Below are 20,609 nucleotides of genomic sequence, written 5' to 3' on the forward strand. Positions count from 1 at the left end.
ATATCTAATTTATAAGATTTACACAAAGTGCATTTTGCTCAGCAGTTCCTGCTGTTGTACTACAAGTGAATCTACCTGTTGTTGGCGCGTAAGTAAAAGGTACAGCTGTTGACTGTATTGTATAGGTATAAGCTGTTCCACTGGTACTCTGCCAACTACCAGAACCAGTTCCTGCCGCTATTCCATACATTAAAAGCTCACTAGTACCATTTCCATCAAATAGTGTTGTAGTATTTTGACTCAATACTGTTATCCAATCACTATCTCCACGAATAAGCCGAGCTTGCCTCTCGCTCACTATAGCGGAACGAATAGAAGCAACATCCGAACGACCTTTAGTTATTTCAGCATCTGTACGCGTTGCTGCAAATTTTGGAATAGCAATAGCTGCTAAAATTCCCAAAATAACGATAACAAATACCATCTCAATCATCGTAAAAGCATTTTTTGATTTTTGCATAAGAAGTTCCTTGAAAAAATGTTTAGATTATTTAATCTACTATATTAACATTATTTTCGTTTAAAGTTTATGATTTTTAAAGAGGTAAAGATTGTGTATATGAGTTCCATCTCAGGAGAGATGGAACGAGAAACAGTTAGCGACTTATAGCCGAACCAGTTAAAGAAACATTATAATCAACCATATTTGCAAATAATATACATCCAGCTGATTGAGTTTGAATATCAACTACTAAAATCTGATCCGTTCCAGAAGTTGTATTTGTAGCAGTTGCACACGTCGTAGTAGCATCTGCTCTAGCTGTAATAACAGCTGTTGCTACACCCAAGTTTGTACCAGGGTCAACAATAGTTGTAAAATCAGGAACTGAACCCTGCGCAGTAGTTGAAGCTTGAATCTGATTGATTGCTGTTTTAAAAGTTGCTAAAGTAGCAGTAGCAGTAGCATCTTCACGAGTAGCAGCAAGCTTTGGAATAGCCACAGCAGCTAAAATACCTAAAATAACGATAACAAAGATCAATTCGATCATAGTAAAACCAGCTCTTTTCATAAGAACTCCTTGAATTAAAAAAATTGGGTTACTCTAATAACCTTACAAGCATTATTCAGTAGAAAGTGTTAAAGTATGCTTAAATATAGTTACTACATTATTATCTTTTATTTTTTTAATATAAAATCCCAAACAATAAGTAAAATCTTAATTTTGGAACTATATTTGCTTATACTTTTTAAAATATAAGGAGTTAGTATGAGTATTGAAGTATCACGTGTACATGGATTAATTTCAGATGCCCTTGATTACAGAGCTATGAGACAAGATATGATATCTTCAAACATTGCAAATGCTGATACTCCTTTTTATAGACCAAGAGATATAAGTTTTGCAGATGCTCTCGCACGCAAGAAAGCTGACATCTTAAATGAAGGCAGTGACAAATTAGCATTGGCTCAAACTGATGGAGCACACATTCCACTACATAATGAAAAAGGTAATTACAAACCTACAACATTTTTTAGAGATGGGCATATGGCTAGAAATGACGGAAATAGCGTTGACTTAGATGTCGAGACAACAGAAATGAGTAAAAACTCAATTATGTTTAACGCTCTAATTCAAGCCAATAAAAAAGATAGCATGATTTTTAAAAGTGTTATTGACGCTTCAGCTAAAGTAAATTAAGGATAAAATATGTCATTTTTAAGCAGTTTTGATATTAGCGGTTATGGGTTAAGCGCTCAGCGTGTTCGTGTAAATACTATCTCTCAAAATATCGCAAATGCACAAACGACAAGAACTGAAGAAGGTGGTCCTTATAGAAGAAAAGAGGTTATTTTTAAAGCTATCGACTTTAATGAACAGTTCAACAAAGCACTTGGCAAGATGAGTGAGAGTGCCAAATATGAAGATCCTTTGAATGAAGGTAATTTTGGCCAAAAAGTAAATCCTGCTATAATGAGTGTTATAGTTGATAAGATTTCAAGAGATGACAGTGAGCCTAAGATGAAATTTGACCCATCACATCCAGATGCAGACGCAAATGGTTATGTTGCATACCCAAATATTAATCCTGTGATCGAAATGGCCGATCTAGTAGAAGCGACTCGTTCATATCAATCAAATGTAGCTGCATTTGAGAGTTCGAAAAATATGGCAAATTCTGCAATTTCACTATTGCAGTAAAATAAGGATATAGTATGAGTGAATTTGGAAAAATAAATGGCTTATCAGGAACATCAACAGCAGAGCTTTTAAAGCAAAAAAGTAAGCTAGATGGTAGTGGTAGTGAAGACTTCGCTGGTCATTTAAAATCCGCACTTAATGAAGTAAATGAACTTCAAGTTGACAGTGAAACTGCTATTAGTGATATGGCAACTGGTCAGGTAAAAGACCTACATCAAGCGGCTCTTGCTATAAATAAAGCTGAGACAAGTATGAAACTTATGCTAGAAATTAGAAACAAGGCTCTTAATGCCTACAAAGAACTAGGTAGAACACAACTTTAATTAATATATGATTGCTATTCACCTAAAGGCTTATGCAAAAACATATTGAATTATTTTCGTATAAGCTTTAGCTTTTTCAAAGCTAAGAATCTACAACTCTTATGATATAATCTGCATAAAAAAGTAACTGATTTGAAAAACCAAAATAAAAGTAAAAAAATATTTCTTCTATATGCGCTTATAAGTATAGGTTTTTTAATCTTTTTAAGCGTAATGCTTCTAACAGTTTTAAAATCACGCCACTTACCATCCCTTTACACAAAAAATTCTTCTAAAGCTCAAAGAGGATCAATTATTAGTGCAGATGGCTTTCATATTGCTACTACGAAAAAATTATACAAAGCTATTGTAAATACTCACTATATAGACCCTCAAAAGATGGAACTTTTCGTTGAACTCTTTAGCATCTACTCTGGGATAAGCTCAAAAAATATAAAAAAGAAACTCTCAAAAAGAAAAGGTGTTGTTGTTCTAAGCTACAACATTCCTGAAAAAAGAGCGCAGTATCTTAAAAAACTCGCTTATGAGCTTAGACGTTATAATGTTTTTGTAGAGAGAAAAAATCCTCGTACAGGCCAAACAACCCTACATGGGTTAAGTGTAATTGAGAGTGGAGAGAGTAGAGAATATCCATATGGTAATCTTATGACACCTCTTATCGGCTACCCACATAAACTAGAAGAGAATGGTTATACATACATAAAAGGTGTAAAAGGCTTAGAAAAAAGATTTGATATGGCTCTCTCAGCTAGACAAAATGAGCTTAGTCAAGGCAAAAGAGATGTAAATGGCTATATTATCTTGAATAAAGAGAGCTTTTCTAAACCAAATATCAATGGACTAGATATAAAAATAAATATTCCAGTAGGTCTTCAAATAAGAGTAGAAAAGATGCTTGACTCTATGAAAGAGCAGTTAAAAGCAAAGCAGATTATTATAGTTATTATGAACTCTAGAAATGGAAAAGTAATTACTATGGCTAGCTCAAACAGATTTTTTCCAAAGGATATCAAAAGAAGTGATTATCCATTTTTAAACAGTGCTATCTCAGAGTATAGTTTTGAGCCTGGAAGTGTTGTAAAGACTCTAACTTTTGCCCTACTTCTTGATAAAGGTCTTGTAAATCCTTACGACTTAGTAAACGGACATAATGGTCGCTTTAAGATAGGAAGAAAGGTTATAACGGATGAGCATAAATTTGATTGGCTAAGCGCTGAAAATGTTATTGTACATTCTTCCAATATTGGTATTGCTCAATTGGTTCAAAAATTGTCTGGTGTTGAGCTTAATGAAGGTTACAAAAGTTTTGGTTTTACAAAAAAATCCACTAATGATCTTATATATGAAAAAGTTGGTTCAGTCCCAAGTGCTAAAAGACTTAATAACGAAATATACAAAGCCACATCATCTTATGGTTATGGGATGAGAGTAAACCTTCTACAACTAATCCGTGCATATAGTGCATTTAATAATAACGGTAGAATTATTACTCCAAAAATAGTTAGTAACTTTATAGATGCAAGAGGTCAAAATATTCCTATAGAAAGTGAAAAACAGATACAGGTTATTAAAAGTTCCACGGCAAATAGAATTAAAAAGATTTTAATCAAAACAGTAAATGAAGGAACAGGTGAAAAAGCCAAAATAGATGGTTTAATCATTGGTGGTAAAACAGGGACAGCTCATATTGTTGAAAATGGCCAATACATAAACAAATATAATACTGCTTTTTTAGGTTTTACAAACGACAAGCGAAAGAAGTACACAATGGGAGTTGTAGTTATCCAACCAAAAAGTAGTCAGTTCGCAGCTCAAACTGCCGTTCCTGTCTACAAAAAAGCTGTAGACATTATGGTTGAGGAAGGTTATCTAAAGCCAGATGTTGTCGAGTAGTCTTGTGTCACCAACTTTAGCTTCTACTAAGATAACTGTATTTCCTAGCTCTACTTCTTTTATTATTTCAAAATCAAGATTTAAAATCTCTACATAAAAGATTTCGAGTGGATTGAGAACTTCTCTCATTTCTTTTATAATATTTTCTACATTTACTACATCTTTTAAAATCATTTTTGCAGCTGTTTGAAGTGAAGATGATATTTTTAGAGCTTCTTTTCTATCTTTTGTACTAAGATATACATTTCTACTACTCAGAGCTAGTCCGTCGCTATCTCTAACAGTATCTACTCCAACAATCTCTACATTCATAAAATATTGTTTTACCATAAGAGCTATTAGGTTTAGTTGTTGAGCATCTTTTTTACCAAAATACGCTTTTGTTGGATTTACTATGTTTAAGAGTTTCATAACAACTGTAAGAACCCCGCTAAAATGCCCTGGACGACTGAACCCTTCTAAAACAAATCCACGCACATTTGGTGCTAAAATACTTACTTCGTCTTTGCTATAGATGCTACTTGCATCTGGAAAAAAAAGTATATCAACTCCACTAAGCTCACAAATTTTTTTATCCGCCTCATCTTTTCTAGGATACTTGTCTAAATCTTCACCTTTTAAAAACTGTGTCGGATTGACAAAAATAGAGACTACAACTAATTCATTGGCTTTTCTTGCTTCTTTAATAAGAGTTATATGCCCTTCATGCAGAGCACCCATTGTTGGAACGAATCCTATTGTTTTATTAAAGTTTTTCAAATACTCTTTTAACTCTATTGGAGTAGATATAATCTTCATTTTAAGCCTCAATTTAATATAATCGCAATTATACAACATTGGAAGTCATTTATGGATAATTATGAATACACAGAACTATTAAAAAATTTAAATTTAAAAATGGACAACATTACTGGTGTTGTAGAACCTGAGAAACTTACTAACAGGCTAGAAGAGATCGAAGAGTTAGAAAATGACCAAGAATTTTGGAATGATGCTTCTAATGCTGCAAAAATTCAAAAAGAAAAAACTCAACTTCAAAGAAAACTAGATAAATTTTATGTAGCTAAAGATGCTATAACAGATGCTAAAGAACTTTATGAGATGGCAAAAGAAGAAAATGATGAAGAGACCATAGAATCATGCTTTAGTGAAAGCGAAGAGTTAGAGCAGCTTATACTAAATATGGAAGTTGCGGTTCTATTAAGTGGCGAAACTGATTCCAATAATGCTATTCTTTCCATCCACCCAGGAGCTGGAGGTACAGAGTCACAAGACTGGGCTGAGATGCTACTGCGTATGTATAAGAGATGGGCTGAGAGACATGGTTTTATTGTAGAGGTCTTAGACTATCAAGTTGGTGATGAAGCCGGTATCAAAGATGTATCCATAATCATCAAAGGTGAAAATGCTTATGGATACTTAAAAGTAGAAAATGGCATTCACAGACTTGTTCGTATCTCACCATTTGATTCAAATGCAAAAAGACATACTTCTTTTAGTTCTGTAATGGTTTCGCCTGAAATAGACGATGATATTAATATTGTAGTTGAAGATAAAGATATTCGTATAGATACATACCGTTCAAGTGGTGCTGGTGGACAACATGTCAACAAAACAGAATCTGCAATACGACTAACACACATAGAAACAGGAGTAGTAGTTCAATGTCAAAATGACAGAAGTCAGCATAAAAACAAAGCTACAGCTATGAAAATGCTAAAATCTCGCCTTTACGAGCTAGAGCTAGAAGCTCAAAAAGCAGAACTAGACGGGGTTGCAAAGAGTGAAATAGGTTGGGGACATCAGATACGCTCTTACGTTATGCAACCCTATCAACAGGTTAAAGACACAAGAAGCAATCAAGCCTACTCAAATGTATCTGGCATCTTAGATGGTGATATAGATAAGATGTTAGAGGATGTTTTAATAGCTCAGAATAAGGCATAAGTACCCTCAATTTTGAGTGCAGGGAATATTTTCAAAAAAAAATGTTCACCGAAACTCATAATAGAACCGAGGGTACTTAGGAATTATTCTTCTTTTTTCTTTATAAAACTATAACCTAAAAATCCCACACCTGATATCATAGCTATGATTGTTAAGTACTGAATCTGCTTAGCTTGAGTATTTTTAAGTTCTTCAACATACTTAGATGCATCTGGCTTTGATTTGCTAGAGCTAGAACTTCCAGAAGTCCTAGCTTCCATTCTTGCTACATTTGCTGCTGCAATTTCATTTTTACTGAAACCTTCTTTTGGTGTAACCCAAAAATGTACAACAAAACCTATAAGAAGCATAAAAACACCTGCACTTCTAAATACTAATATTTTATGTTTATTAAAAAATTCCAAAATTCACCTTTTTAGTTTACCAATTATAACGTTAATTATGTCAAAATCACAATATGAATCTACTTAAAGAATTTTCACTTGATGACAAATGTTCATATCTAAACGATGAAAAACAAACTACTCATTATAAGGTCATTGATGACTGTGATGCATATCAGTGTCAAGAACTCATAGAAAGAGGTTATAGAAGATTTGGTAAGATGTATTTCAGACCTATCTGCGCTAATTGTGATGAATGTAAAAGTATAAAAATTAATGTGAAAGATTTTAAATTCTCTAAATCATATAGAAGAGTTATAAAAAAAGCACAATTTATAAAAAGCTATATACAGATACCTACAATGACTCAGGCTCATTTAGACCTTTTTGAGAAATATCATCTGCATATGAAAGAAAGAAAAGAGTGGAATCATAGTAAAACAAGCCCTCAAAGTTACTATAACTCTTTTGTAAACGGTCATAATGGTTTTGGATATGAAGTATTATATTATGATGAGGATAAGCTCATTGGCGTAGATTTAATCGATATACTTGAAGATGGTATATCTTCTATTTATTTCTATTATGATCCTGATTATATGAAGTATAGTCTTGGAAAATTGTCACTTCTTTTTCAAATTAAGTTTGCCAAGGCACAAGATAAAAATTGGATATATCTAGGTTATTATGTAAAAGATTGTTCATCGCTATCTTATAAGGCAGATTACAAGCCATTCCTTACATTACAAGGAAGACCTAAGGAAGATGGAGCATTTATTTGGGTTTAGTCAACTCTTCTACTTGTTCTTTACGAATATCACTCTTTTTTTTAACCAGCTCATCTTCTAAAGTCTTTTGTATTGATTCTTGCTCAGCTTTATCTTTTTCGCGTATACGTTTTATCTTTGCTTCTTGAATATGTTTTTTACTTAAAGTAGGTTTCTTAGATAGAGTTTGCTTTTGTTTTAGCATCTCATTTTCATCTAAGTAATTTTGTATAACACCACTCTCATTCATGTCGTTGCAGTTTGCAAAATAGTACTCCAAAATCTCAGGTTTATACTTTTTAGTATCAATAAGTCCTGAATTGATAGTCTTAGAAAATAGTGTATTGTCTTGATTTGTTATTGAAGACTTATAAGAGCTTACTGTAGTTCTATAAAAAAAATCATTTGTTTTTGATAATTCTCTAATAGTTTGTAAATACTCTGTTTTATCTTTTGTTTTATCACCAGCTTCTATAGCAAAACCTACATCTTTAGCTTTATAAACTTCTTTAACATATGAATCAATTTTTTGATTAAACCGAGAAAACTCAGGTATCTTTTTTAACTTCTCAATATTATCTACGTTATCATATATAACATCACCTAGTGCGGAGTAAACTTTGGGATTTTGGGCTATTAAGAGTGTTGCTAAAAGAGATAAAACAGCTATTTTAATCATAAAACTTCCATAAATTTTATTTTTTTGTATTATATCAGAATAATAATGATAAAATAATCGCATGATTAATATATTAAAAAAAGAGTTTATTATATACACTGCGTTGCTTACGTTGCTAATATTTCTTATGCATCCAGATATGCTAAGTGATCCAGTTGCTAGACTTGGACTAATGCAAGAAAAGGCTAACTATATACATCCGTTGTTATATACATTATTTGTATATTTAGTACTTTTTTTTCTAAGAGCTGTTTCTGGCTTTATTGCTAAATTATTTGAAAAAAAATAAAAGGTGAATTTTTAGATGTAGGAGAAAATACTATCTCCATAATGGAGATAGTATTTAAAAAAGTTTAGCCGTTTCTCTTTTTCTGAATCTCTTCAGAAACATTTTTTGGAACTTCTTCATAGTGATCAAATTCCATAGAGTATGTAGCTCTACCTTGAGTTGCAGAACGAAGATCAGTTGAGTAACCAAACATCTCAGAAAGTGGAACAAATGCATCAACAATTTTGTTACCTGAACGGTCACTCATATTATTAATTTGTCCACGACGACGGTTAAGGTCACCGATTACATCACCCATAAAGTCTTCAGGAACTTCAACTTCAACTTTCATTAATGGTTCTAAGATAGCTGGACGTGCTTTACGACAACCCTCTTTAAATCCCATAGATGCTGCAAGTTTAAATGCCATCTCATTTGAATCGACATCATGATATGAACCATCATATAGAGTAATATCAATGTCTTCCATTGGATAACCTGCAAGAACACCATTTTGCATTGTCTCAGCACAACCTTTTTCAACTGCAGGAATAAATTCTTTTGGAACAGCCCCACCTTTGATTTCATTGTGAAATACGAATCCGCTGTCTGGAGCACCTGGCTTAATTCTAAGGTAAACATGACCAAATTGACCACGACCACCAGATTGCTTAGCATATTTGTACTCTTGCTCAACTTCATCTTTAATAGACTCACGGTAAGAAACTTGTGGAGCACCAACTTCAGCTTCAACTTTGAATTCACGTTTCATTCTATCTACAAGGATTTCAAGGTGTAACTCACCCATTCCTGAAATAATAGTTTGTCCTGTTTCTTCATCAGTATGAACTCTAAAAGATGGATCTTCAGCAGCTAGTTTACTTAAAGCAATACCCATTTTTTCTTGGTCAGCTTTAGTTTTTGGCTCAACCGCAACAGAGATAACTGGTTCAGGGAAGTCCATTCTCTCTAAGACAACTTTCTCTTCACCTGTACATAAAGTATCACCAGTAGTAGTTGATTTAAGACCAACAACTGCACCAATTTCACCTGCGTAAATCGCTTTTACTTCTTCACGCTTGATTGCATGCATTTTCACGATACGGCCGATACGTTCTTTCTTATCTTTAGTAGAGTTATGAACGAATGAACCTGCTTCTAATGAACCACGGTAAACACGAATAAAAGTTAATACACCAACAAATGGGTCAGTCATAATTTTGAATGCTAATGCTGCAAAATCACCATCATCAGTTGAAGGAACAGCTATTTCTACTTCTTCATCATCCATTAATGTACCCGTAATTGCAGGTGACTCTATAGGAGATGGAAGGTAAGCAACAACAGCGTCAAGTAAAGTCTGAACACCTTTGTTTTTAAATGCTGTACCTGGAAGCATAGGAACTATATGCATACCGATTGTAGCAGCTTTTATACCTGCAACAATCTCTTCATTTGCTAATTCTTCACCCTCTAGGTATTTCTCAGCTAGTTCTTCATTACCATCAGCTTCAGAGATAGATTCAATCATCTTTTCACGATATTCTTCAGCAAGTTCTACTAAATCAGCTGGAATCTCTTCTTCATGGTAATTTGAACCCATTGCAGCATCTATATCCCAAACTATAGCTTTCATTTTCACTAAATCTACAACACCTTGGAAGTTTTCTTCAGCACCGATTGGTAATTGAATAGGAACCGGGTTACCTTTTAACTTTTCAGTAATTTGTTTTTCAACTTCGTAGAAATCTGCACCAGTTCTATCCATTTTGTTAACAAAAACAATTGATGGAACTTTATAACGGTTACGTTGTCTCCACACTGTCTCAGATTGAGGCTGAACGCCACCAACTGCACAGAAAACAGAAACAGCACCATCGAGAACACGCATAGAACGCTCAACTTCAATAGTGAAGTCAACGTGACCCGGAGTATCAATAATATTTATCTGTTTTCCAGCCCACTCACAAGTTGTTGCAGCTGAAGTAATTGTAATACCACGCTCTTGTTCTTGTTCCATCCAGTCCATAGTAGCAGCACCATCATGAACTTCACCGATTTTGTGCTCAACACCAGTATAGAATAAAATTCTTTCTGTTGTTGTAGTTTTACCCGCATCAATATGCGCAGCAATACCAATATTTCTTACATCATTTAAGTTGTGACTTCTTGCCATAATTTATCCTATTACCAACGGTAATGAGCAAATGCTTTATTAGCTTCTGCCATTCTGTAAGTATCTTCTTTTTTCTTAAATGCATTACCTTTATCAGATGATGCATCCATTAGTTCATTTGCTAACTTTTCAGCCATTGTTCTTTCATTTCTCTTACGAGAAGAATCAATTAACCATCTGATAGACAATGATAGTTGACGTACCGGGCGTACTTCTACTGGAACTTGATAAGTAGCACCACCAACACGGCGACTTTTTACTTCAATAATTGGTTTAATATTCTCAATAGCTTCATTAAATGTATCTATACCAGTTTTCTCACCACGAGAGCTAATGATATCCATTGCACTGTAAATGATTTTTTCTGCTGTAGATTTTTTACCATCTAACATGATTTTATTTATAAATTTCGTTAAAACTTTGCTTCCATAAACTGGGTCAGGCATAATTTCACGAACGGGAGCTTTTCTTCTTCTCATTTAGAATTTCCTTCTTCTTCAATTTTTTCAAATTTACTCAAAATCAATCACTTAAGATTAATCCTGTAGCTAGCTTGAATATTTTGGCTTTTTGCCATTACATTTTTGCTTTCTTTCTTTAAAAAAGAAACTAGTCTCTTGGGCATACTGCCGAAGTAAACTTAGCGTTAGCGTAGTAAAACGGGCTTTTGCTCGTTTTTCGTACTAATCAGATAGCGGTACTAAAAAAATAATCAAAGATTATTTTTTTGGTCTCTTTGTTCCATATTTAGAACGAGCAACCATACGGTTAGCAACACCAGCAGTATCAAGAGCACCACGAACGATATGATACTTAACACCAGGTAAATCTTTGATACGACCACCACGAACAAGAACGATTGAGTGCTCTTGAAGGTTATGACCCTCACCACCGATATAAGAAATAACTTCAAAACCTGAAGTTAATCTAACTTTTGCAACTTTTCTTAAAGCCGAGTTAGGTTTTTTTGGTGTAGTTGTGTAAACACGAGTACAAACACCACGACGCTGTGGACACGATACAAGAGCTGGTGATTTTGATTTTTTAATCACTTTTTTACGCTCTTTACGAATCAATTGATTGATTGTAGGCATACAATTCCTTTACTTTATTTTTCCAGTAGAATTTAACTCACTATTTTTTATAGAGTTATAGACGCGTAATAATACAGAAAATGTAATTAAAGTTAGCTTATTTTAAGTGTGGATTAATAATCGTAGTTTGAAATGAGAAGTAAATGCTCCTACTTAAGTGAGTAGGAGCAAATAAGATTTTATTTATTGATCTGCGTCTTGAAAAACAACTTCTTGATCTTTATATATACCAGTTCCAACAGGAATAGTACGACCAATAATTACATTCTCTTTAAGGTCATTAAGATCATCAATCTTAGCTGAAACAGCAGCTTCAGTAAGAACTTTTGTTGTATCTTGGAATGACGCAGCTGAGATAATACTATCAGCTGCAACAGCAGCTCTTGTAATACCAACTAAGAATGGTTCAGCGATTGATGGACGACCGCCAAGACGAATAATCTTATTATTCTCAGCTTTAAACTTAGCCTTAGAAATCAAGTCACCTTGAATAAACTTAGTATCACCAGATTTTACAATTCTGATTTGTCTAAGCATCTGAGTAAAGATAACTTCGATATGCTTATCAGCAATGTTTACCCCTTGAGAACGGTAAACTTGCTGAACTTCAGATACTAGGTAGTTATAAAGTGCTTTTACACCCATAATACGAAGTAACTCATGTGAAGAGATAATACCAGTAGTTAAACGCTCACCTGAGTGAACAAAGTCATTTGCAGCAACAACTGCAACATGGGATTTATCTACAAAGTACTCTTTTACTATTCCATTTTCTGATGCAATAACAATACGAACTTTTCCACGTAGTGGTTTACCAAAGCTTACTGTTCCATCAATCTCTGAGATTAGTGCAGTTGCTTTTGGACGACGACCTTCAAATAGTTCAGATACACGAGGAAGACCCCCTGTAATATCACTTGATTTTTGAAGTGCTTTTGGTGTTTTAGCTATGATATCTGCTACTTTAACAGTTGCGCCATCTTCAACAAATAGAGATGACTTAGGACTAATAGCATATCTTAGTAATTCACCATCTTCAGTAGCAAGTACAATTGTTGGTTTATACTCAGCTGAAATATGATCATTTATCATAAGACGAGTTTTACCAGTTAATTCATCAAGTTGCTCTGTTGCTGTAGTACCAGCAATGATGTCTTCATATTTAACTACACCATTAGCCTCTGTTATTACTGGGTTAGAGTATGGATCCCATTCAGCAATAACAGTTGATTCATCACTTTTTGGTTTAGCAATAAGAGTTGCTGAATCTACAATTGCATCATCCTCAGTAACAATAACAGAACCACGAGCAATATAGTGTCTGATTGCTTCACGGTTGTTTGTATCTACTACTGTAGCGAATAAACCTTTTTCAACTACTTCATAACCAGATTTAAGACCTTCAAATCTCTCTAAATAATCGCCTTTAAGTAGGAAATACTTAACAGTACCCTCTTCTTTTGCTAAGATTTTTTGAGTTATTGGAGCACCATTATTAACTAAGATTTCTGATGCATATGGTATACGACTCGGTACATTCCAGCCATCTTTAATAGTCTCAACAATAGATTCTGATTCAGCTACTTCAGAGCCACTTTCATATGGGAAGTAGTATTTACCTTCGATTTGTCCAGCAATACCAGCTAATTCATTTGGTTTTGCAATCTCATTTTTACGAAGAGCGTAACGAACTGTTTCACTAGCAGAAGATACACTAATAATAACTTCATCATGAATAGTTTGAATCTCAAGCTTACCTGCAAACGGTGCTTTAATTTTAGGCTCAACTAAAAGTACAGCAGCATTTCTTCTGTTTGCAACTATATTTTTACCCTCTTTTGAAACGTAAGTTTTAAGATTGTAATAACGGATAAAACCTTCTTTTTCAGCTATAACTTGACGTTCCTGTGCAGTTGAACTTGCAGTTCCCCCGACGTGGAATGTACGTAGTGTAAGCTGAGTTCCTGGCTCACCAATTGACTGCGCAGCAATAATACCAACTGCTTCACCAGTACGAACAATATGACCTGTTGCAAGATTGACACCATAACATAGAGCACAGATTCCATTTTCACTTTTACAAGTTGTAGGAGTTCTAATATGTGCAGTTTTAATTCCAGCTTCTGAGATAACTTTTGCACTAACTTCATCAAGTAGAGTTCCCTCTGCATATAAAATTTCATTAGAGATTGGATCAATAACATCATCAGCTAAAACTCTACCATTAAGTCTATCTTCTAAAGACTCAATTAGAGTATTTTGATCAGATATATCTGAAATCTCAATACCTTCGTGAGTATGGCAGTCATGTTCAACAATCTTAACATTTTGAGCAACATCTACAAGTTTACGAGTCAAGTAACCAGCATTCGCTGTTTTTAGTGCAGTATCGGCAAGACCTTTTCTAGCACCGTGAGTAGAAATAAAGTACTCAATTACATTAAGACCTTCTTTAAAGTTTGAAACAATCGGCGTTTCAATAATATCTCCACTAGGTTTAGCCATAAGACCACGCATACCTGCTAACTGACGAATCTGTGCAGCAGAACCACGAGCACCAGAATCAGCCATCATATGAATCGAGTTAAATCCATCTTTATCAGTTTGAACAAGTTCCATCATCTGAGATGCAAGTGTATTGTTAGTATCAGTCCAAACGTCAATAATCTTATTATATCTCTCTTGTTCAGTTAAAAGACCTGCTTCAAATTGTTTTTGAATCTCAATAACTCTATTTTTAGAGTCAATAATTTTAGCCGGTTTAGTTTCTGGGATGATAATATCATCAATAGATATAGATACACCAGCTTCAGTTGCATGCTTAAAACCTAAATCTTTTAAGTTATCTAAGAATGTTGCAGTTATACCGATACCGCCATGCTTTTGGACATAATCAACAACTTCATTGATATATTTCTTCTTCATAACTCTATTCCAAAGCTCTGATGGAACAAAATCTGGAAGAACTGCTTTAAGAAGCATACGACCAGCTGTAGTGTGAATAATTCTACCATCAATTCTAGTTCTAACTTTTGCATGTAAATCAAGTGCATCATGCTCAATAGCAATTCTTACTTCATCAACATTTGCAAAAAGTTTATTTGAACCTTTTACACCATTTTTTTCTAAAGTGATGTAATAAAGTCCAAGAACCATATCCTGAGATGGTGTAGCAATAGCCTTACCAGATGCAGGAAGCATAATATTCATAGATGCAAGCATAAGTACTTTACACTCTGCAATAGCAGCAGAAGATAAAGGTACGTGTACAGCCATCTGGTCACCATCGAAGTCGGCATTAAATGCAGCACAAACCAATGGGTGAAGCTGAATAGCTTTACCATCAATAAGTTTGGGGTGGAAGGCTTGAATAGAAAGCTTGTGAAGTGTTGGTGCACGGTTAAGCATAACCGGGTAACCATCAACTATCTCAGCTAGACACTCCCAAACTTCGTTTGTTTTGTCTTCAATCATCTTCTTAGCAGCTTTAACTGTAGTAGCATAACCTTTGTCTTCAAGCTTTGCAATAAGATGCGGCTTAAACAGCTCTAAAGCCATTTTCTTAGGTAAACCACACTGATCCATACGTAAAGTAGGTCCAACAACAATTACAGAACGTCCAGAGAAGTCAACACGTTTACCAAGTAAGTTTTGACGGAAACGTCCCTGCTTACCTTTAATAATTTCACTTAATGATTTAAGTGGACGCTTGTTAGCACCTTTTACAGCATTAGCGCGACGACCATTATCAAATAATGCATCTACAGACTCTTGAAGCATACGTTTTTCATTACGAACAATAATCTCGGGAGCTTCTAGTTCAACTAAACGCTTAAGTCTTTGATTACGGTTAATAACACGACGGTAAAGGTCATTTACATCAGAAACTGCAAATTTACCACCATCAAGTGATACAAGTGGTCTTAAATCTGGTGGAAGTACCGGTAAAACAGTTAACATCATCCAAGCAGGATTGTTTCCAGAATTTAAGAAAGACTCAATAACTTTAAGTCTTTTTGCAATTGTTTTTCTTTTAGCTTCAGATTTTGTAAGTTCAATATCTTCTTTAAGTTGAGTAAATAAATCAACTAAATCAATAGAGTCTAGTAAATCACGAATAACTTCGCCACCCATACGAGCAGCAAAACCTAACTCACCAAATCTTTGAACTAAAGTACGATACTGCTCTTCGTTTAAAACATCATATTTTAAAACTGGTGTTTTTGCTTCTGCATCATAATATGCTTCTCCACCAGACTCAACGATATATGCTTCATAATAAAGTACACGTTCTAAATCTTTCATTTTGATACCAAGAAGAGTACCTATTCTTGAAGGTAATGAACTTACATACCAGATGTGTGCAACAGGAGTTACAAGTTCGATGTGACCCATACGGTTACGACGAACTTTAGTGCTAGTTACTTCAACACCACACTTCTCACATACAACACCTTTGTAACGCATCTTCTTGTATTTACCACAAAGACACTCATAGTCTCTTACAGGTCCAAAAATTTTCGCACAAAAAAGTCCATCACGTTCTGGCTTAAGAGTACGGTAATTAATAGTTTCGGGCTTTTTAACTTCACCGTGACTCCAAGACATCACCTTCTCAGGAGCAGCTAAACGAAACTGTATCTGTTTTATATCTTTTGGTCTTTTGTCTTCTGTTACTTCAATAGGTACTAATTTACTCATCGTCTTCAACCTCGTCAAAAATCTCTACATCAAGAGCCAATGCTTGAAGCTCTTTTGTTAATACAAAAAGTGTCTCCGGAATTCCAGAAGCTGGAATCAGCTCACCTTTAGTAATTGCTTTATAAGCACGAACACGACCATCAACATCATCTGATTTGATTGTCAGCATCTCTTTTAAAACTGCAGAAGCACCATAAGCTTCTAAAGCCCAAACTTCCATCTCACCAAATCTCTGTCCACCAAATAGTGCTTTACCACCAACCGGCTGTTGTGTAACTAAAGAGTATGGTCCAGTTGAACGAGCATGAATTTTTTCATCAACTAAGTGATGAAGTTTTAAGATATACATGTAACCAACGTTAACACGCTCTTTTATCTTCTCACCTGTTAAACCATTGTATAGTACAACTTTACCATCTGTATCCATTTTTGCTAATTCAAACAATTTAGCAAATTCTACAGCATTTACACCTTCGAAAATTGGTGTAGCAAATCTAACACCCTTTGACCAGTCACGAGCATAGTGCAAGAATTTCTCATCACTCATCTCACCGATTACTTTAGCTGCATTCATCAACTTTGCAACATCAGCAATCTCTATCATTTTAGAACGAAGGTTGTCAATAAAATCTTTTTGTTTTGTCTCAAACTGCTCTAAGATTTGGTTACCAAGTTCACGACCTGCCATACCAAGATGCATCTCTAAGATTTGTCCAATATTCATACGAGATGGAACACCTAGAGGGTTTAGACATACATCAACGCTTCTTCCATCTTCCATATATGGCATATCAACTTCTGGTACGATTATAGAAACAATACCTTTATTTCCGTGACGACCAGCCATTTTATCACCAACTTTTAGTTGACGCTTAGTAGCAATATAAACTTTTACATACTTAACAACACCATTTGCTAGTATGTCATCTTTTTCTAAAATAGTTAGTTTCTCTTCGTGCTCATCACGGAAAAGTCTCTTCTCTTTTTGGAAATAGTTTTTAGTTTTATTGTACTCTTCTTGAATCTCTTCACTAAACGACTTAACAATAGCATTCATTGCAAAACGATTTACTTCTACTAAATCTTTACCATTAATGATATCTCCAGCTTTATACTCAGTATCAGCAATTTTAATGGCACTAACTAAAGCCTCTTTTGTTAAGAGTTTAGTAATGCGAAGCATCTCTTCTTTATCTATCATAAGAAGACGATCATAATGTTCTCTCTCAAGATAATCACGTTCTTCTTTTTCAAGTTCAAGTGCACGAGGATCTTTGTCATAACCTTTTTTTGTAAAGATTTTAACATCAACTACTACACCTTCCATACTTGGAGGGCAGTAAAGAGATTTATTTATAACATGTCCAGCTTTTTCACCAAAGATAGCACGAAGTAATCTTTCTTCAGGAGTTGGTTTAACTTCGCCTTTTGGAGAAACTTTACCAACTAAAATCATACCACCACTTATTTGAGTACCAATTTTAACAATACCAGACTCATCAAGATGAACAAGCTCATCATCTCTAACATTTGGAATATCACGAGTAATCTCTTCAACACCATGTTTAAGTTCTCTTGCTTCAAGCTCTTTCTCATAAATATGAACTGAAGTAAATGCATCTTTACGGATTAATCTCTCAGAGATTACGATAGCATCCTCAAAGTTGTAACCATTCCAAGGCATGAAAGCAACCATTGCATTAACACCAAGTGCTAACTCACCTTGATCCATGTTTGGACCATCAGCAATAACTTGTCCTTTTCTTACCTTTTGTCCAACATTTACGATTGGCTTTTGAGCAAAAGAAGTATTTTGATTCGTACGAAGGTTTTTCTGTAATGGATAGTAATCTATATAGATTTCTCCGTCATCATCACCCATTACATAGATATGTTTACCATCAACTTTTTCAACTACACCAGATCTCTTAGCTTTTACACACTCCCAAGAATCACGAGCAACAAGTTTTTCAACACCTGTTCCTACCATTGGAGCAAGTGGACGTAGAAGAGGTACAGCTTGACGTTGCATATTTGATCCCATTAGAGCACGATTGGCATCATCATGTTCTAAGAAAGGAATAAGTGAAGCAGCAACGCCTACAACCATATGAGAAGAGAGGTCAGCATATTCACACTCAACAGGTGGGCGAAGTAAAATTTCACCGTCTATTCTTGTTGTAACAAGAGTATCAATAAATTGTCCGTTATCATCAAGTTTATTTGATGCAGCGGCAATTTTAACACCCTCTTCTTGAGTTGCAGTAAGATAAACTATTTTATCTGTTACTTTTCCCTCTTTCATAACTTTATATGGAGCTTCAATAAAACCATGCTCATTTACTTTTGAGTAAGTTGCAAGAGTATTTATAAGACCGATATTTTGACCCTCTGGAGTCTCAATAGGACAAATTCTACCATAGTGAGTCGGGTGTACGTCACGCACTTCAAAACCAGCTCTCTCTTTAACAAGACCACCTTCACCTAATGCTGAAAGACGACGCTTGTGAGTAACTTCAGATAGTGGATTTGTTTGATCCATAAACTGAGAAAGTTGTCCACCAGAGAAAAACTCCATGATAGTAGAAGTAATCATTTTTGAGTTGATTAAATCGTGAGGCATTAACTCTGCCATTGGTCCACTCATAGTAGATAATTTATCACGAATCGCTTTTTGCATCTTAATAAGACCATTATGTAACTCATTACCTAAAAGCTCACCGATTGAACGGATACGACGATTACCTAAGTGATCTCTATCATCAATATGACCTTGACCATTTTTAACTTTAATAACATATTTAACAGAGTTGATTACATCTTCATGAGTTAAAACTGTTACATATTCTGGAATATTAAGTCCTAGCTTATGATTCATTTTCATACGACCAACTTTAGTCAGGTCATATCTCTCTGGATCAAAGAAAAGTTGATTAACAAAAATTTTCGCAGCTTCTTTAGTAACTGGTTCACCTGGTCTCATAACTTTATAGATACGAATAGCAGCCAAGTCATTTTCGTCTTCTATCTCTTCAGTTTGTTTAAGAAGTTTTAGTGAGTCAGCATCTGCATTGAATGCATTGATAATAGATCCATCAACGCCTTCAGCTAAATCATTTGCAATTTTAAATTCACTTACACCTATTTCAGCCATCTTCTTAAGTTTAGTCTCATCAATGTGAGTCATAGTGTCAAAAAGAATCTCACCAGTCTCTGGATCGATGATAGGCTCAGCTAAATAACGGTCAATTAGAGTCTCAAGTGGATACTCTATCGATTTTAGTCCATCATCAATAAACTTTTGTGATTTTTTAGCTGAAAGTCTTTTTCCAGCTTGAACTAGTACTTTACCGTTTGTATCTATTAAATCATAAGAAAGTCTAGATGCAAAATCACTCGGATTGAAATCCATTGTGAATTTGTTATCTTCAAGACTAATAGTTTGAATAGGATAAAAAAGTTTTAAAATATCTTGCTTAGAGTAACCTAAAGCACGAAACATTATAGTTACAGGAACTTTACGACGTTTATTAATTCTCATATAAAGAATATCTTTTGGATCATATTCAAAATATAACCATGAACCACGATCCGGAATAATTTGACCAGTATATATAAGTTTATTTCCAGCTGTTGTTGACTGTTCTTCTTTAAAAATAACACCAGGTGAACGGTGAAGTTGATTTACAACAACACGTTCAACACCATTAATGATAAATGAAGTTCTCTCTGTCATAAGAGGAATATCGCGAACAAAAATACTCTGCTCTTTAATATCTTTTACACCAAGTTTCTCTTTAGTGTTTTCATCTCTATCCCAAAGTACAAGACGAGTTTTCATTCTTAAGCTAACAGCATAAGTAAGACCACGTTCCATACATTCTCTAACAGTATATTTTGGGTTTGCAACTTCACTACCAATATATTCAACAGTAAGTCTGTTTTGAGTATCATGAATAGGAAAAACTGATTGAAATACTTGTTCTATACCACTAGCCGCTCTATCTTTAGCATCTAGCATCAAAAAGTTGTCATATGAACTTTGTTGAAGTTGTAGTAAGTTTGGTACTTCTATCTGTTGAGGAGTTTTAGAGAAGTCTACACGAAGACGGTTTCCGGAGTATAAAGTGTTTAACATAGGCTACCTCGATAAGTAATTAGTATCATATTCAAGCGTCCTTGAATAAATTTTGTGGGGCTCTAACAAGAGCTTATTTTATAGTGCTTATAAACGACA

17 protein-coding genes are annotated in these 20,609 nt (G+C 34.5%); 7 read left to right on the forward strand and 10 right to left on the reverse strand.

The window, feature by feature from the left end:
* Window positions 1–4 precede the first annotated feature (4 nt).
* Window positions 5–460, reverse strand: a complete 456-nt coding sequence (locus ACLHDE_RS12635) for a prepilin-type N-terminal cleavage/methylation domain-containing protein (protein ID WP_415396774.1) — start codon at window positions 458–460, stop codon at window positions 5–7.
* 136 nt (window positions 461–596) lie between these two features.
* The gene (locus ACLHDE_RS12640) at window positions 597–1,010 is read right to left on the reverse strand and encodes a type II secretion system protein (RefSeq protein WP_415396775.1); all 414 of its coding nucleotides are present in this window, start codon (window positions 1,008–1,010) and stop codon (window positions 597–599) included.
* A 198-nt stretch (window positions 1,011–1,208) separates the two neighbouring features.
* Between ACLHDE_RS12640 and flgB the strand changes: the two genes are divergently transcribed.
* The 4 genes from flgB to ACLHDE_RS12660 all read left to right on the forward strand — a co-directional run bounded on the left by flgB (window position 1,209) and on the right by ACLHDE_RS12660 (window position 4,357).
* Window positions 1,209–1,640 carry a flagellar basal body rod protein FlgB gene (flgB, locus tag ACLHDE_RS12645; RefSeq protein ID WP_415396776.1) on the forward strand — a complete coding sequence of 144 codons (432 nt, stop codon included), beginning with the start codon at window positions 1,209–1,211 and terminating at the stop codon, window positions 1,638–1,640.
* Window positions 1,641–1,649: 9 nt separating this feature from the next.
* Complete coding sequence (flgC, locus tag ACLHDE_RS12650) at window positions 1,650–2,141, forward strand: flagellar basal body rod protein FlgC (protein WP_415396777.1); 492 nt, start codon at window positions 1,650–1,652, stop codon at window positions 2,139–2,141.
* A 14-nt stretch (window positions 2,142–2,155) separates the two neighbouring features.
* On the forward strand, window positions 2,156–2,464 hold the full coding sequence (gene fliE / locus ACLHDE_RS12655) for a flagellar hook-basal body complex protein FliE (protein ID WP_415396778.1): 309 nt from the start codon (window positions 2,156–2,158) through the stop codon (window positions 2,462–2,464).
* A 132-nt stretch (window positions 2,465–2,596) separates the two neighbouring features.
* Complete coding sequence (locus tag ACLHDE_RS12660; protein ID WP_415396779.1) at window positions 2,597–4,357, forward strand: peptidoglycan D,D-transpeptidase FtsI family protein; 1,761 nt, start codon at window positions 2,597–2,599, stop codon at window positions 4,355–4,357.
* Here ACLHDE_RS12660 and panC read toward each other — a convergent pair.
* Entirely contained in the window at window positions 4,334–5,155 is an 822-nt protein-coding gene (panC, locus tag ACLHDE_RS12665) for a pantoate--beta-alanine ligase (RefSeq protein WP_415396780.1), read from the reverse strand. The genes ACLHDE_RS12660 and panC overlap by 24 nt on opposite strands.
* 51 nt (window positions 5,156–5,206) lie before the next feature.
* Between panC and prfB the strand changes: the two genes are divergently transcribed.
* Window positions 5,207–6,304 (forward strand): peptide chain release factor 2, encoded by a 1,098-nt coding sequence (gene prfB, locus ACLHDE_RS12670; protein WP_415396781.1) that lies wholly within the window; start codon window positions 5,207–5,209, stop codon window positions 6,302–6,304.
* 83 nt (window positions 6,305–6,387) lie between these two features.
* On the opposite strand, the gene ACLHDE_RS12675 is transcribed toward prfB, so the two are convergent.
* Window positions 6,388–6,708, reverse strand: a complete 321-nt coding sequence (locus ACLHDE_RS12675; protein ID WP_415396782.1) for a hypothetical protein — start codon at window positions 6,706–6,708, stop codon at window positions 6,388–6,390.
* A 53-nt stretch (window positions 6,709–6,761) separates the two neighbouring features.
* Here ACLHDE_RS12675 and ACLHDE_RS12680 point away from each other — a divergent pair, with 53 nt between their 5' ends.
* Window positions 6,762–7,475 (forward strand): arginyltransferase, encoded by a 714-nt coding sequence (locus ACLHDE_RS12680; protein ID WP_415396783.1) that lies wholly within the window; start codon window positions 6,762–6,764, stop codon window positions 7,473–7,475.
* Here the strand turns inward: ACLHDE_RS12680 and ACLHDE_RS12685 are convergent.
* On the reverse strand, window positions 7,462–8,133 hold the full coding sequence (locus ACLHDE_RS12685; protein ID WP_415396784.1) for a hypothetical protein: 672 nt from the start codon (window positions 8,131–8,133) through the stop codon (window positions 7,462–7,464). The genes ACLHDE_RS12680 and ACLHDE_RS12685 overlap by 14 nt on opposite strands.
* Window positions 8,134–8,194: 61 nt before the next feature.
* Between ACLHDE_RS12685 and ACLHDE_RS12690 the strand changes: the two genes are divergently transcribed.
* Window positions 8,195–8,422 carry a hypothetical protein gene (locus ACLHDE_RS12690; protein ID WP_415396785.1) on the forward strand — a complete coding sequence of 76 codons (228 nt, stop codon included), beginning with the start codon at window positions 8,195–8,197 and terminating at the stop codon, window positions 8,420–8,422.
* A 64-nt stretch (window positions 8,423–8,486) separates the two neighbouring features.
* Here ACLHDE_RS12690 and fusA read toward each other — a convergent pair whose 3' ends face one another.
* The 5 genes from fusA to rpoB all read right to left on the reverse strand — a co-directional run bounded on the left by fusA (window position 8,487) and on the right by rpoB (window position 20,510).
* Complete coding sequence (gene fusA, locus ACLHDE_RS12695) at window positions 8,487–10,577, reverse strand: elongation factor G (protein ID WP_415396786.1); 2,091 nt, start codon at window positions 10,575–10,577, stop codon at window positions 8,487–8,489.
* An 11-nt stretch (window positions 10,578–10,588) separates the two neighbouring features.
* Window positions 10,589–11,056 (reverse strand): 30S ribosomal protein S7, encoded by a 468-nt coding sequence (gene rpsG / locus ACLHDE_RS12700; RefSeq protein ID WP_415396787.1) that lies wholly within the window; start codon window positions 11,054–11,056, stop codon window positions 10,589–10,591.
* Window positions 11,057–11,296: 240 nt separating this feature from the next.
* Window positions 11,297–11,671 carry a 30S ribosomal protein S12 gene (gene rpsL / locus ACLHDE_RS12705; RefSeq protein ID WP_415396788.1) on the reverse strand — a complete coding sequence of 125 codons (375 nt, stop codon included), beginning with the start codon at window positions 11,669–11,671 and terminating at the stop codon, window positions 11,297–11,299.
* A gap of 183 nt (window positions 11,672–11,854) precedes the next feature.
* Window positions 11,855–16,372: a DNA-directed RNA polymerase subunit beta' gene (rpoC, locus tag ACLHDE_RS12710; protein WP_415396789.1), complete on the reverse strand. Its 4,518-nt coding sequence runs from the start codon at window positions 16,370–16,372 to the stop codon at window positions 11,855–11,857.
* Window positions 16,365–20,510: a DNA-directed RNA polymerase subunit beta gene (gene rpoB, locus ACLHDE_RS12715; RefSeq protein WP_415396790.1), complete on the reverse strand. Its 4,146-nt coding sequence runs from the start codon at window positions 20,508–20,510 to the stop codon at window positions 16,365–16,367. The genes rpoC and rpoB overlap by 8 nt, the downstream gene beginning before the upstream one ends.
* Between the last annotated feature and the right edge of the window lie 99 nt (window positions 20,511–20,609).

The organism is Sulfurimonas iocasae (genome assembly GCF_047716755.1).
Classification (GTDB): domain Bacteria; phylum Campylobacterota; class Campylobacteria; order Campylobacterales; family Sulfurimonadaceae; genus Sulfurimonas.